Annotated in this window: 13 protein-coding genes; 8 read left to right on the top strand and 5 right to left on the bottom strand. The window is 71.5% G+C overall.

The genetic code is table 11. The annotated features are described in order from the left end of the window. The first annotated feature begins 21 nt into the window (after positions 1-21). From ACT01A_RS04515 to ACT01A_RS04505, 3 genes are all read left to right on the top strand, one after another. Positions 22-375 (top strand): effector-associated constant component EACC1, encoded by a 354-nt coding sequence (locus ACT01A_RS04515; RefSeq protein WP_445151051.1) that lies wholly within the window; start codon positions 22-24, stop codon positions 373-375. Then, positions 372-2,102 (top strand): caspase, EACC1-associated type, encoded by a 1,731-nt coding sequence (locus ACT01A_RS04510; RefSeq protein WP_445151050.1) that lies wholly within the window; start codon positions 372-374, stop codon positions 2,100-2,102. The genes ACT01A_RS04515 and ACT01A_RS04510 overlap by 4 nt, the downstream gene beginning before the upstream one ends. A 68-nt stretch (positions 2,103-2,170) precedes the next feature. After that, positions 2,171-2,518 (top strand): hypothetical protein, encoded by a 348-nt coding sequence (locus ACT01A_RS04505; protein ID WP_445151049.1) that lies wholly within the window; start codon positions 2,171-2,173, stop codon positions 2,516-2,518. Here the strand turns inward: ACT01A_RS04505 and ACT01A_RS04500 are convergent. From ACT01A_RS04500 to ACT01A_RS04490, 3 genes are read right to left on the bottom strand one after another with little or no spacing between them, the layout of a single operon-like run. Continuing rightward, the gene (locus ACT01A_RS04500; protein ID WP_445151048.1) at positions 2,515-2,769 is read right to left on the bottom strand and encodes a hypothetical protein; all 255 of its coding nucleotides are present in this window, start codon (positions 2,767-2,769) and stop codon (positions 2,515-2,517) included. The genes ACT01A_RS04505 and ACT01A_RS04500 overlap by 4 nt on opposite strands. 27 nt (positions 2,770-2,796) lie before the next feature. Beyond that, a complete protein-coding gene (locus ACT01A_RS04495) occupies positions 2,797-3,510 on the bottom strand; it encodes a GntR family transcriptional regulator (protein ID WP_445151047.1) in 714 nt (237 codons plus the stop codon). Next, positions 3,507-4,736 (bottom strand): DUF1116 domain-containing protein, encoded by a 1,230-nt coding sequence (locus ACT01A_RS04490; protein WP_445151046.1) that lies wholly within the window; start codon positions 4,734-4,736, stop codon positions 3,507-3,509. Before ACT01A_RS04490 ends, ACT01A_RS04495 begins: the two co-directional genes overlap by 4 nt. Positions 4,737-4,919: 183 nt before the next feature. Here ACT01A_RS04490 and ACT01A_RS04485 point away from each other — a divergent pair, with 183 nt between their 5' ends. Continuing rightward, on the top strand, positions 4,920-5,615 hold the full coding sequence (locus ACT01A_RS04485) for a cysteine hydrolase family protein (protein ID WP_445151045.1): 696 nt from the start codon (positions 4,920-4,922) through the stop codon (positions 5,613-5,615). Then, entirely contained in the window at positions 5,612-7,231 is a 1,620-nt protein-coding gene (locus ACT01A_RS04480) for a regulator (protein WP_445151044.1), read from the top strand. The genes ACT01A_RS04485 and ACT01A_RS04480 overlap by 4 nt, the downstream gene beginning before the upstream one ends. A 5-nt stretch (positions 7,232-7,236) precedes the next feature. Here ACT01A_RS04480 and ACT01A_RS04475 read toward each other — a convergent pair whose 3' ends face one another. Both ACT01A_RS04475 and ACT01A_RS04470 read right to left on the bottom strand, forming a co-directional pair. Continuing rightward, entirely contained in the window at positions 7,237-8,070 is an 834-nt protein-coding gene (locus ACT01A_RS04475) for an MBL fold metallo-hydrolase (protein ID WP_445151043.1), read from the bottom strand. A 222-nt stretch (positions 8,071-8,292) separates the two neighbouring features. After that, positions 8,293-9,969, bottom strand: coding sequence for a serine/threonine-protein kinase (locus ACT01A_RS04470; RefSeq protein ID WP_445151042.1), 1,677 nt, complete (start codon positions 9,967-9,969; stop codon positions 8,293-8,295). A 183-nt stretch (positions 9,970-10,152) separates the two neighbouring features. Here ACT01A_RS04470 and rpmB point away from each other — a divergent pair, with 183 nt between their 5' ends. The 3 genes from rpmB (at position 10,153) to ACT01A_RS04455 (ending at position 14,220) form a co-directional block, all read left to right on the top strand. After that, a complete protein-coding gene (gene rpmB / locus ACT01A_RS04465; RefSeq protein ID WP_445151041.1) occupies positions 10,153-10,344 on the top strand; it encodes a 50S ribosomal protein L28 in 192 nt (63 codons plus the stop codon). Positions 10,345-10,408: 64 nt separating this feature from the next. After that, positions 10,409-12,103, top strand: a complete 1,695-nt coding sequence (locus tag ACT01A_RS04460; RefSeq protein ID WP_445151040.1) for a DAK2 domain-containing protein — start codon at positions 10,409-10,411, stop codon at positions 12,101-12,103. Positions 12,104-12,105: 2 nt separating this feature from the next. Further along, a complete protein-coding gene (locus ACT01A_RS04455; protein ID WP_445151039.1) occupies positions 12,106-14,220 on the top strand; it encodes an ATP-dependent DNA helicase RecG in 2,115 nt (704 codons plus the stop codon). Positions 14,221-14,224: the final 4 nt, after the last annotated feature.

The raw sequence follows: 14,224 nt of genomic DNA, 5'->3' as shown, positions 1-14,224 counted from the left end.
TAAAAACGGCACAGTGGCGGAATGGACGTCGAGATCACGCCCGCCACGGCGAGCACGGGCGAGGACGAGCTGCGGTCGCTGCACGCCTGGCTGCTGCGCGAACCGGGCGTTTACCGAGTGACCCTCAGCCCTGCACGGGCGGCGCCGGGCGAGATGGGCGGTCTGAGCGACACGCTCCAGGTTGCTCTCGGCGCAGGCGGTGCCGGGACGGTGCTGGCAGGGTCCATCGCCACGTGGCTGTCGACCCAGCGAAAGCACGTGACGCTGCGTCTTCGTGACGCGCAGAGCGGTCGCGAAATCGAGGTGGATGCGGACGTGCGGGACCCGGATGCGCTCGTTGACGAGTTCCTGTCGGCGATCACGACCGAGCGGTGACCGACAGGTCGCCGCTACTAGATCCTGAGCGGTCTCGTGTCCTGTTGGTCGGCGCCGGGAGATATGGCCCAGCAGCTCAGCTCGATGACCTCCCGTCGGTGCCACGCGGCATCGTCGCGCTGGAGCGGCTGCTGATCGATCCCCGACGCACCGGGCTGAACCGCGGGTCCTGCGTCACGGTCCTCGACCCGTCTACGCCTGAGAAGGTCGACGCGCCGCTGTGGCGGCTTGTCGACGAAGCCGAGGATACGTTGATGGTGTACTACTCCGGTCACGGCGTTCCTCATCCGACCGATGGAACGCTGCACCTCGGGGTGGCTAGCACCGATCGGAGGCGGCTGCACTCGACCGCCGTGCCGATCGATTGGATCCGCAGCGCCCTGAGGGAAAGCCAGGCTCGGGCCAAGGTCGTCGTGCTCGACTGCTGCTTCAGCGGCCGGGCTGTTCAGCCTCTGTCGGCAGGAGCGCTGGCAGCGGAGATCGATGTCGAAGGGACGTTCGTCATGACCGCCTCCGCGGCCAACACCTTGGCGGTGGCACCGGTGGGCGAGCGATACACCGCCTTCACCGGTGCGTTCATCGGCACCTTGGACGACGGCGTGGCCGAGGCAGGAGAGCTGCTCGACCTCGAGACGATCTTCCGCGGGATTCGCGGGCGCTTGCGACAGCGAGGCTATCCGGAGCCCCAGGTCCAGCGGCTGAACGAGGCATCCCGCCTGGCGCTTGCGCGCAATGTCGCGTGGATGGGAGCCGCCGCACATCCATCAGATGCGGAGACGGAAGCGCGGGGGACGGGCGACTTCCGGCTCGTGTTCGAGCAGAACGGGCCCGCGGTGGACGATGCCGTCCCGTGGCGGTTGACCATCACCAACATCGGCACCACGCGGCTGACCGAGGTCGTCGTCCGCCGCGCCGACGGCGAGATCCTGGCCGAGGCCGTCGAGCTGAAGCCGGGCCGTCAGCAAGTCGTCCGCTGGGCGGCCTGCCCGGATGCACGTGGGGTGGAGCATGTGATGGTCACGGCACTGGACCCGACGGGGTCCCAGGTAATGGAGCACTTGGAGCGCCGACCGGCTCCGGCACCGGTGTGGTCGGGGCCGCGAGTGCCAGTGCCAACGATCCCGCCCGCATCGACGCCCGAGGACGATGACAGCGAGGGCGCGCGGCTCGTCGCGCTCAACATGGTGTTGAACGGGGTCTCCCGGGCCGACGTCGATCGGTACATCGCGGAGAACTTCGAGGTGTCCGGCCGTGATGCGCTGCTGGACGGGGTGTTTGGCGTGATGACTCCGGTTCCGGCTACGCCTCCACCGCAGGGTGCCTCCCGGCCACCTCGATCCGACGTTACGTCGTGGCGAGCGGCCCCCAAGATGTCCGGCAACACGATTCGAATCGGCGAAACCAAGGAGGACGCGGAAGGAGCGCGTCTCGTCGCGCTCAATATGGCCTTGCATGGCGAGCCTCGCGCCGTGACCGACGCGTATCTGAAAGCGAACTTCATCCTTCGAGACCGCGTGTCGCTCTTGGACGAGGTGTACGCCTCGGTGGAGGCCGCAGAGCCAGCGGCCGGGAAAGCCGATGACGACTCGGAGGGCGCTCGGCTGGTCGCGCTCAACATGGCGCTCAACGGCGCACCGCGCGAGGCCATCGATCGGTACCTGGCGGCGCATTTCACGTTGCAGGATCGGCAGAGCCTCCTCGCCGAGGTCTACGACACGATCCGGTGATCGACCTCTGGGTCGTAGGCGGACTTCCGGGCGCCGCGCCGCGCGGCGACCTCGGTACGCTGCGCGGAGTGACCCTCGAAGTCATCGCGATCCTGCTGACGGTCATCGTCCACTTCCTGGGCGCGATGGTGCTCGTCAAGGTCATCCTCGACGGCGAGCAGGTCGACTGGCGCGGGCTGCTCTTCCCGGGCGACGACGACGGTCCCGGCCCGGGCTTCGACCCGCCCCCGGTTGACGAGGGTCCCGACGGTGGCGGTGTTCTGGCACCGACGCCGCTCCCCGACGCGGCGCCGTCCCCGGTCCGCCTCCGCGAGCCCGGCCGCATCGGCGAGGGCTACCCGCGCCCGGCACGCCGCCCGGCACATCCGCAGCGCACGCCGGCACCCGCGCCGCCGCGCGAGCCCGCCGACTCTTAGCCCGCCGGCCGGCGCCGCCGCCGGATGTTGGGGTCCTTCTCCGGCGCGTAGTCGGCGGGGTCTTTGGACGGCCAGCCCAGACGACCCTCGACGTGCCGTGCCCGCCAGAGGTTGAAGACGGCGAGCCCCACGAGCAGCAGCCCGGCGAGATGCCCGGTGACGAGCAGGCCGACGCCGACGACGGCCGTGAGCACGGCCACGGCGCCGTGGAAAAAGATCGCCTCGAACCAGGTCACGCGTCCGTCGGGCATGCCGCGAGGCGTACCCGCGCGGGCCGCCTAAGGCACGGCCGTCGCGCCCGGCGCGGCGGCGAACATGCGCGCCAGCGCGGCGCCGACCTGCTCGCGGACGACCAACGCGCTGCGCTGGACGTGGGCGCGCATGAAGGCGGCGGAGGCGTCGGCGTCGCCGGCGAGGACGAGCCCGATGATCTCCAGGTGCTCGGTGATCGTCGCGCCGATGCGGTCGTCGCGGGTGAAGTCGTGGATGCGCAGGATGCGGATCCGCTCGTTGGTCGACCGCAGCATGCGGGTGGCGGTGGCGTTGCCGCTCGCCCCAGCGATGCGCTCGTGGAAGGACTCATCCCTGTGGACGAAGTCCGGGGTCTTCAAAGCGCTCGGGTCGGTGCGCCATTGCATCTCCAGCGCCTGCCAGTCGCGCTCGACGGCTTCCAGCAGCTCGCGGTCGCCGCCGGTCGATGCGCGCCGCGCGGTCAGCTCCTCCAGCGCCAGGCGGACGTCGTAGACCTCCTGCATCGACTTGACGTCCGGCAGCCGCGGGCGCAGGCCGCCGCCCGGATCCCGGACGAGGTGGCCGTCACCCTCCAGGCGCCGAAGCGCCTCGCGCACCGGCGTTCGGGAGGTCTCGAACTGCGTTGCCAGCTGCACCTCCACGAGCCGCTCGCCCGCCGGCAGCGCGCCCGCCAGGAGCTGGTCGCGGAGCAGCTCGTAGACCCGGTCCGCCTGCGAGAGCGGCGGCGGCCCGGCGCTCAAGCGGTCACCGTGGCCGCGTCGAGCGCCGCCATTGCCGCCGTGAACGCCTCGAACGGCGGGTGCGTCACGCCGCCACCGATCTGGCCGACGCCCGGCTCACGGTGCGCGATCCCTGTATGCACCGGGGGCCGGATCCCGGTCTCGGCGACCACGCGCGCGTCGACGCCGAGGATCGCGGGCGCCGGTCCGGTCGGCTCCGCCAGTCGCAGCGTCGGGTGCTCGGCGGCCGCGATCTTCCAGAAGCGCTGCATCAGCAGCGGCGCCAAGTCGTAGGACAACCCGACCGACGGCGCGCTCATCGGCGACGAGCTCAACGCCATCGCGCCCAACCCGTACACCTCGACGATCGCGCTGTCGCCCAGGTCGGGGTTCATGTCCTCCATCGCGTAGCCGGCATACAGCTGGGCCGGGTCGGGCAGCGCCGCCGGGCCGCTGAACCACTGGCCCTCCAGCCCCGACACCTGGATTCCGACCTGCACGCCGTTGCGCGCCAGCACGGTCAGCAGCGGCGAGCCCGGAACGCCGCTCGCGCAGACCATCGCGAGCTTGGCCGACACCATCGCCAAGTTGAGGAAGAACTGCCCGTTGCCGAGGATGAACTCCCGCACGTCGTCCGGCAGGTACGGCGCCAGCGCGTCGTAGGTGAGCTGCGTGCCTTCCTCGGTGCGGTGGTGGCACTCGTCGCCGCGCTCCAGCGCCACGCGCTGGATCTCCAGGAGATCGAGCGGCCCGTGCTGCGCCAGCGCGCTGGACAGCGACGGCCCCAACACATCCCGCATCCACTTCAAGCGCTCGACGACCTCAGGCCCATCCGCGCCGTAGCGCAGCACCTTCCCCGACCCCTCGTTCAGCGGGCACCACGCGGTCTTGCCGGTCGCCTCGTCGCGCGCGACCAGCACCGGCATCGACGCCGTCACCGCGCCCGACATCGGGCCGACGCCGCCGAGATCATGATTAGGTCGCACCTCGACCTCGCCGGAGTCCAGCAACACCAAGGCCTCGTCCTTGCTCTCCGCGCGGCCCTCGATCGTCAGCGCGACGCCCAGCGCGGTGCGCATCGGCGCGCACATCTGCGACGGGTGGATGGGCGGGCCCGCGTGGCCGACGACGCCGTCGGTCAGTGCGGGCACGACCGCGCCCGCGGGCTGGACGTCGACGAGCATCGGCGCGGCCGCGGCCAGCGCGGCGACCGCGGGATCGGGGTCGGCATGCAGTGGCGTATGCATGCCGCGAACCTAATCCGCGCGGCGCGCCTCGCCCTTGGACATCCGGGCCAGGATCGTGCCGAACGGGTTGGACCGCTGGCCTGTGTGTCCACCGCGATTCCGCCTGCGCGTCCAATGAGGAGGCCCCATCAGCAGGGCTAGGTTCGCGCCGTCGACCGACCTGCATACAGCCCTGGAGGGGCCATGACCCTCGTCGTACCCGCAGCGCCTTACGACTTCGAGCTGGACCCAGCGACCACCGCGCTGATCATCATCGACATGCAGCGCGACTTCCTGGAGCCGGGCGGCTTCGGGTCGCTGCTGGGCAACGACGTGTCCTTGCTTCAGCGCACGATCGCGCCGCTGCAAGACGTCCTGGCGGCCGCCCGCGCCTCCGGGATGACCGTGATCCACACCCGGGAGGGCCACCGCCCGGACCTGACCGACGCGCCGCCGGCCAAGCTCGCACGAGGCAACCTGAGCTGCGGGATCGGTGACCCGGGCCCGTTCGGCCGCATCCTGGTCCGCGGCGAGCACGGCCACGACATCATCGACGACCTCGCGCCGATCGACGGCGAGGCCGTCCTCGACAAGCCCGGCAAGGGCGCCTTCTACGCCACCGACCTGGAGCTGATGCTCCGCAACCGCGGGATCACGCGGCTGATCGTCACCGGCGTCACCACCGAGGTCTGCGTGCACACCACCGTGCGCGAAGGCAACGACCGCGGCTTCGAGTGCCTCGTGCTCTCGGACTGCGTCGGCTCCTACTTCCCGGAGTTCCACGAAGTCGGCCTGAAGATGATCGCCGCCCAGGGCGGGATCTTCGGCTGGGTCGCCCCGTCCACGGCGCTGCTCGAGCAGCTCGCCGTCACCACCACGACCACCGGAGCGCATCGATGACCCTTCCCTTCTGGACCCGAGGCGACCTGAACGCCTTCTTCGGCCTCGGCATCAACATGTTGGTCAACGTGCTCGTGCTGGCGGGCTTGGCCGCAGGCGTGGTCAACATCCCCGCCCACGACGTCTACCGGGTGATCCTGCCCGCGCTCGGCGTCGAGCTGCTGATCGGCAACGTCTTCTACTTCTACCTCGCACGACGCCTGGCGATGAAGGAGGGACGCACCGACGTCGCGGCGATGCCCTACGGGCCGAGCGTCCCGCACATGTTCATCGTGACGTTTGTGATCATGCTGCCGACCTACCTGCAGACCAAAGACCCCGTGAAGGCGTGGGAGGCCGGCCTGGCTTGGGCGTTCATCATCGGGTTGATCATCCTGGCGGGCGCGTTCGTCGGCCCATATCTGCGGAAGTTCACGCCGCGCGCGGCCTTGTTGGGGACCTTGGCCGGCATCTCCATCACCTTCATCTCGATGCGGCCCGCCGCGCAGATGTGGGAGGCCGCGTGGATCGCGCTGCCGGTGCTGACGCTGATCCTGATCGGCTTCGTCTCCGGCGTGCGGCTGCCCGGGAACATCCCGATGGGCGTCGTCGCGCTGGGCGTCGGCTCGGCGATCGCCTGGATCGGCGGCTTCATGGACGGCGGCGCGGTCAGCGACGGCGTCGAGCAGATCGCGATCGGCCTGCCGTCGCTGGACTTCGGGCGCCTAGCTGACGGCCTGGACTCGATCTCACCGTTGTTGGCGACGGCGATTCCGCTCGGCATCTACAACTTCATGGAGGCCATGTCCAACGTGGAGTCGGCGGCCGCCGCGGGCGACAAGTACAACTTGCGCGCGGTCCTGCTGGCTGACGGCACGGGCGCGATCGTCGGCGCCTGCGCCGGTTGCCCGTTTCCGCCCGCGGTGTACATCGGTCAGCCGGGCTGGAAGGAAGCGGGCGGGCGCGTCGCCTACTCGCTGGCGACCGGCGTCGTGATCTTCCTGCTCTGCGTGCTCGGCTTCTTCCCGCTTCTGGCGGCGGTCCTGCCGATCCCGGCGATCGTCCCGATCCTGCTGTTCATCGGCCTGGTCATCGGCGCGCAGTCCTTCCGGGCCGTGCCGAAAGCCTACTACCCGGCGGTCGTCATCGCGATGGTGCCGAACGTCGCCTCGTGGGGCGTGGGGCAGGTCGACAACGCGCTGGCCGCGGCGGGAACGAGCGCGGCCAAGGTCGGCTTCGACAACCTCAGCGCGGCGGGCACGATCTACGGCGGGCTCAACGCGCTCGGCCAGGGCGCGGTCCTGGTCGGCATGGTGCTGGCGGCGATCACGGTGTTCATCGTCGACCGTCGCTTCCTGTGGGCGGCCGGGTTCTGCGTCTTCGGCGCGGTGCTCACGTTGGTGGGGTTGATCCACTCGGCCGAGGTCCACGTGTTCAGCAACGAGAAGATCGCGCTCGGCTACGGCTTCGCGGCCGTGACCTGCCTGGCCTTCGCCTGGCTGAAGCCGCCGCTGCGCGAGCTCGATCCGCTCGATCCCGAGGACGTCGAAGGCGCGGCGTTCGAGGGCGGCGCGGACGAGTACGAGGCGGCGCCGTCGCCCAACGGCGCCCGGGCTCCGGAGCCGGTCGGCGTCTGAACCAGCTAGTCGGCGTGCACCTGGCGGCGGCGGAGCACATCCGTCGCCGCCAGCCGGCGTGCGCCGTCGGGGTCGTGGCTCGGGAGCACGACCGTCGGGTGGCCGTCGGCGTGGCGCAGGATGCGCGACATGGTGTCCTTGGCGACCGAGGCCTTCGGGCTGACGCCGTCAACCTGTAGGTCTTGCAGCTGGGCGACGTCGTAGGCGGCGTCGCCGATCAGCAGCACGTGGTGATCGGGCTGGATGACCAGCACCGCGAGGTGGCCGGGCGTGTGGCCGGGGGCGGGGACCGCGATCACGCGACCGTCGGCGGTCAGCGAGGTGGAAGCCGGGAACGCGCCGACCGCCGGGCCGTCGAGCGCCAGCGGCTGGGGCGCGAACGGCTCGGGCAGCGGCTGCTTGGTGAGCGCGCGCGTGGCGCGGGCGGCGAGGCTGGCGCTGACGGTGATCTCGCGGGCCGAGGCGAAGACCGGCGCGTGGGCGACGTGGGGGAGGCCGTCGACGTGGTCGCCGTGGATGTGGGTGAGCACGACGCGGTCGACGTCTGTCGGCTCGATCCCGGCGACCGCGCGCAGCTGGTGGTCGAGCTCGTCCTCGCGGGCGACGTGGAACTCCGCGAACGACGCGTCGTGCGCGGCGTGGGTCTCGCCGGTGTCGACGAGGATCCGGCCCTCCTGCGGATGCTCGATCAGCCACGCGTGGATCGGCAGCAGCTCGCCCATCGGGCCCTTGCGCAGGATCCGTGCGCGTCGGACGAGTCCAGGGCCGCGGCCACGGTGCATGTCGTCGTGGACCCGGACGCGGCCGGTGGTGAGCGGAACGATCCGGAGCGAGTCCATCGCGCGAGCCTAGTGGGGCAGCGGCGGTGGCATGGAGTCAAAGCAGGCCATGAGCGTGGACGAGTCCAAGTAGGCGTCGTCCGCGCGTTCCGGGCGCGCGAGGCCCAGGACCGGAACCAGCGCCAGCGGTACGACCGTCTCGTGGTCGTTGCAGTCGTCGTCGTAGGTGAAGTCGACCGGCGTGGCGGCCAGCAGCGCGATCGCGACCGCGGCGCGGGCCGGTCAGTCGCGGTCGCCGCGCGGGCCGCGGTCCCGCCCGCGGCCGTTGCTTTTGCCCGCGTCGGCTGCGGCGCCCGCGGTCGGCCCGCCGCCCGCGGCCTTGCGAGCGGCCTTCAGCTCGTTCTCGACGATCCCGCGCTTGTAGTTGGAGATCTTCAAGCGCTCTTCGAGGTAGGGGATGGCCTCGGCCGGACGGCCAGCGAGGTCGAGGGCCCAGCCGAGGTTGTAGAGCGAGAAGGCGTAGTCGAGCGACGACGTGTCGCCCTGGGCGCGGAACTTCTCAACGGCCTTTTGGAGCAGCGGCAGCGCGCCCTGTGGGTTGCTCGGGAGCATCGCGTAGCCGGCGTTGTTGATCTCGGTGGCGGAGCGGGAGTCATCGCCCTGGCCCTGCGCGGTGGGCGCGGGCGCCGTGGTGGTCCCGGCCGGTGCCGCGGTCGTGGGCGTCTCGGTCGTCGGCGTCGCGGACTCGGTCCCGGCGGCGGCCTGCGGCGTCGCCGCGCGCTCGATCCCGCCGGTCGGCTCGCCCTGCGACTTGGAGGCGGTCGCCCGCGGGCCGGTCGGCTTGCCGCCGTTGTTGCCGTTGTCGGTGATCAACGCCGTGCCCGCGCCGACGACGACGCAGAGCATCGCGACGGCGAGCAAGACAAGGGCATTGCGATGCGGGTGCCGTGCACGCGCGACCGGATCGGGCAGCGGCTCGCGGCGTGGCAGCTTGGCGGCCGGCGCGGTCGACGCCGCGGAGGCGGACGGCGTGGCATCGCTGCGCGCACCACGAGCAAAACGCGGGTGCTCGCGCCCGCTCCACTCCGGCCCGCTCGTGCGACGGCGCGCGGGGAGGACGGTGGTCGGCGTCGCGTCGTCGCCGAGCGCGGCCTCCAGCTCGGCCACGAACGCGGTGGCGGTCTCCGGGCGGTCTTCCGGCTCGCGCGCGAGGCCGTGCTTCAGCGCGTCGTAGGCGGCGCCGCAGACGCCCGACGGCGCGACCGGATCCTGCTGCAAGCGAGCGCGTGCCTGCTCCATCGCGGTCGCGCCCGGGAACGGGCGGCTGCCGCAGAGCAGCTCGTAGGCGACGACGGCCAGCGAGAACCGGTCCGACGCGGCAGTAGCGGCGTGGCCACGGGCCTGCTCAGGTGACAGGTAAGCCGCGGTCCCGAGCACCTGGCCGGTCGCGGTCACTGCGGTCTCGCCGGCCAGCGACGCGATCCCGAAGTCGCCGACGGCGAGGCGGCCGTTCTCATCCAACAGCAAGTTGCCGGGCTTGACGTCGCGGTGCACGACGTCGTTGGCGTGCGCGGCGTCCAGGGCGCTCGCGGTCTCCTTCAGCCACCGCAGCGCCAACGGCACCGGAATCGGATCGCCCGACTTGAGACGGTCGCTGACCGTCCCGCCGGCGAAGTGCTCCATGACGATGAACGCGGTGCCGTCGTGCTCGCCGATGTCGAAGATCGTGACCACGTTGGGGTGGTCGCTCACGCGTGCGGCCGCGCGAGCCTCGCGGGTGAACCGCCGGCGGGCCGCGACGTCGGCCGCATAGCCGGGAGCGAGCACCTTTACGGCGACCAGGCGCTCCAGCAGCGAGTCTTCAGCGGCCCAGACGGTGGCCATGCCGCCATTGGCGACGTGCCGTACAACGCGGTAGCGCGGCGGCAGGTCAACCTGCTGGGTAAGGGCGGGCACCACGTGCCGTTTACCCTAGCCAGCCAACCGGCACACCGACGCTCGGCACTCCGACGAAACACCCGCAAAGGTGTGGCAAAACGCACGAGCGGCGTTCGCGCCGCGCGGCTCGAACCCGGCTCCCGCTCGCCCTGCGGGCCGGCCACGAGCTGCGAGACCAGCAAGCCCGCTACACTCCCCGGCCGAATGTCCAAGGTTTGCCACAGCTGCGGTCGCGCCCCTGCCTTCGGTCAGAGCCGCAGCCACTCCATGCGCGCCACCAAGCGGCGCTTTGACCCGAACCTGCAGAAGGTCCGGATCCTCGTCGGTGCGGCCCCGCGTCGCGTGTACGTCTGCACGCGCTGCCTCAAGGCCGGCAAGGTCACCAAGGCCGTCTGAGCGGCCGCCGCGGCGCCCGTCCGGCGCCGCATGTCGGCCGACGGACCCGCTACGGTCGCTGACGATGTCTGATCCGAGTCTCGTCCGCTTCCGCGTCGCGGTCCAGGGCGCGCTCGCGCACCTCGAGTCGCGCCGCCAAGAGATCAACGACCTCAACGTCTTCCCGGTCGCCGACGGCGACACGGGGGACAACATGGCGCTCACGCTGCGCGCCGTGCTGACCGAGCTGGATCGTCTCGAGACCGAGACGACCGACCGCTCGATCGACGAGATCGGCCGCAACGAGATCGTCGAGACCGTCGCGCGGGCAGCCTTGCTCGGCGCGCGCGGGAACTCCGGCGTCATCCTCTCCCAGCTGATCCGCGGCGCCGCCGAGGAGCTGGTCTCCCGTCCTGGCGAGCTGGTCGATCCCGTCCTGCTCGGCGCCGCGTTCGCCAACGCCGCCAACCGCGCCTACGCATCGGTCCAAGCCCCGGCCGAGGGCACGATGCTGACCGTCATGCGCGACATGGCGACCTCGATCGCCCACGACCTCGCGCACCTGCCTGAAGAGGCGCGTCGTCTGGCCGGCGAGGCCGACGTCGCGACCCAGAACGCGTTGATCGCCGCCGCCCTGGAGCGCGCGATCGTCGCGGGCGAGGCGTCCGTCAAGCGCGGCCCCGAACTGCTGCCCGCGCTGCGCGAGGCCGGCGTGGTCGACGCCGGCGGCTACGGCGTCATCATCATCTTCGCGGGCATCGTCGACGCGCTGAAGGGCAGCGCGCCCGAGTTGCAGCACTACGCGCCCGCCGCGCGCGTCACGCACCCCGAGCACGCGTCTGAGACCTACCGGTACTGCACCAACTTCGCGGTCACCGGCAGCGGGCTGGAGGCGCAGCGCTTCGTGCCGCTGCTGGAGCAGATCGGTGACTCGATCCTCGTCGTCGGCGACCACGCCACGCTGAAGGTCCACGTCCACACCGACGAGCCTGAGAAGGCCACCGACCTCTTCGCGGGCGCGGGCGAGGTCTCGCGCCTGGACGTCGCGGACATGCGCGCGCAAGTCATCGAGCGCGAGGCGCGGTTGAGCGCGGTCGGGTCCGATGGCAACGGCGCGGGCGCGCCCGTCGGCGATGCGGCCGCCATCGAGCATTGCTGCGGCGCGCTGGCGATCGTGACCGGCGCGGGTCTCACTGGCCTCTTCGAGAGCCTTGGCGCGACCGTCCTGGATGGCGGCCCGACGCTCAACCCGTCCACGATGGAGATCCTCGCAGGCATCCACGACGTGCCCGCCGAGGAGGTCGTCGTCCTGCCGAACTCCTCCAACGTCTTCATGGCCGCCGAGCGCGCCGCGGAGCTGTCGGACAAGAAGGTCGTGGTCATCGAGTCGCGCTCGCAGCAGGCGGGCCTGTCCGCCGCGTTCGCGCTGACCGCCGATCGCTCGGCCGATGAGAACGCCACCGCGATGAACGAGGCGCTTGAGGCCGTCCGCACCGGCGGCGTCGCGCCCGCCGCACGTCAGGACCCCGAGGGCCGCTTCACGATCGGCGACGCGGTCGGCTACGTCGGCGAGGACCTCGTCGCGTGGGGCGAGCCGTCCAAGACGCTTCAGATCGTCCTGGGGCAGCTCTCGACCGACGCCGAGCTGGTCACCTGCATCGAGGGCCAGGACGCGCCGCTGGACGGCGACGCGGTGGCCGCGCTGGCGCCCGCGGGCGTGGAGCTCGAGCTGGAGGACGGCGGTCAGCCGTCCTGGTGGTGGCTGCTGGCGGCGGAGTAGCCGTGGCCGCCGCCGCGACGCCGCTCCTGCGCGCGTTCGCTGAAGGCCACGCGCTGTCCGACGAGGACCTGATCGGCGCGCCGTGTCGCACGCCGCGTCCGTCCCGGCTCGCCGAGCCGCTGGACATCAAGCCGCCGACCGCCCAGGCGGCCGCGGAGTCGATCGGCCTGGAGACCGTCGGCGACCTTCTGAACCACCTGCCGCGCGCCACCGGCGAGGCGCGCACGATCGCCGAGCTGGCGCTGGACGAGACCGCGACGGTGCTCGTCGAGGTCCGGTCCATCACCTCGCGCCCGGTGCGCCGGCGCGGGATGAAGCCGCTAGTCGAGGCGACGGTCAGCGACGGTACGGGGATCATGAAGGCCACGTTCTTCAACCAGCCGTGGCTGAGCGCCGCTTATCCGGTGGGCACGCGGCTGATGTTGTCCGGGAAGTACCAAGGCCAGAACCGCTTCCGAGTCAATCAACATGCCAAGACCGACGCGGTCGCCGCGGTGGGCTCCGAGGCCGCGCAGTACCCGGCGACCAAGGGCATCAGCTCGGTGCAGATCTTCGCGGCGGTGCAGGCGCATCGCAGCGCGGTCCACGACGTGGTCGACCCATTGCCATTGCCTATGCGACGCGCCCTCGGTCTGCCGGACAAGGCCACCGCGATGGCCGCCGCGCACTTCGGTCCCCACCATGACACGGGCCGGCAGCGGCTGGCGTTCGATGAGCTGCTGCTCGACCAGATCGTCCAGCTGCGGCTGAGCCGCGAGCGGAGGGGAGACGTGCGCGCGGCACCGCTGGCGGAGGCTCCGACGCTCTCGGCGGACTGGCGCGCCGAGTCGCTGCCGTTCACGCCGACCGGCGACCAGGTCAACGCGATGGGCGACGTCGACGCCGACTTGGCCCGCGAGCGCCCGATGCAGCGGCTGCTGATGGGGGAGGTCGGCTCGGGCAAGACGGTCGTCGCGCTACACGCGATGCTGCGCGCGGTCGAGCACGGCGGCCAGGCGGCGCTGATGGCGCCGACCGAGACGCTCGCCGAGCAGCACTTCGCGACGATCCAGTCGCTGATGCCGGGCTCGCTGATCACCGCGGCGCTGCTGACGGGGTCGACCACCGCCGCCCGCCGCCGCGAGATCCTCGCGCGCCTCGCGTCCGGCGAGCTGGCGATCGTGGTGGGCACGCACGCGCTGATCGAGCCGGACGTCGCGTTCAGCAACCTCAGCGTCGCCGTCGTCGATGAGCAGCACCGCTTCGGGGTGCGTCAGCGCGCCGCGCTGGACGCCAAGGCGCCGCGCGGCCTCGTTCCGCACCTCCTGCACATGACCGCGACGCCGATCCCGCGCACGCTGCGCCTGGCGAACTTCGGCGCGCTGGACGTCACCGCGCTGCGCGAGCTGCCGCGCGGGCGCAAGGCGATCCAGACCCACGTCTGCTCGACCGAGGCCGAGCGCCACCGCGCCTATGAGCGCATCCGCGAGGAGCTGCGCGCGGGGCGGCAGGCGTTCGTGGTCTGCCCGCTGGTCAGCGAGAGCGAGGCTTTGAATGCCCGTGCCGCCACGGCCGAGTACGAGCGCCTGAAGACCGGCGAGCTGAAGGACTTCGAGGTCGTGCTGCTCCACGGGCAGATGCGCCCGGCCGAGAAGGCCGCCGCGATGCAGTCTTTCGCCGAGGGCGGCGCCGACGTCCTGGTCGCCACGACCGTGATCGAGGTCGGCATCGACGTCCCCAACGCCACCGTGATGCTCGTCGAGGACGCCGACCGCTACGGGATCTCCCAGCTGCACCAGCTGCGCGGGCGCGTCGGCCGTGGCGCGCACGAGTCGCTCTGCCTGCTCTTCGGCCCGCGGGAGTCCAAGCGCCTCGACGCGCTGCGCAAGAACTCCGACGGCTTCCGCCTGGCCGAGATCGACCTCGAGCTGCGCGGCGAGGGTGAGCTGACCGGCACCCGTCAGTCCGGTCTCGCGCGCTTCAAGTTCGCGCGGCTGCCTGATGACGAGGAGGTCCTCGCGGCCGCTCACGCGACCGCTGAAGCGCTGCTGGAGACCGATCCCGACCTCTCGCAGCCCGACCACGAGCTGCTGCGCGCTGAGCTGATCGCCGCCGAAGCCGCGCCCGTGGCTGCGTGAGGCC

It is taken from the genome of Baekduia sp. Peel2402 (assembly GCF_052567285.1).
Note: the sequence above shows the minus strand (reverse complement) of the source record. Positions and strands in the feature narration are given on the sequence as shown.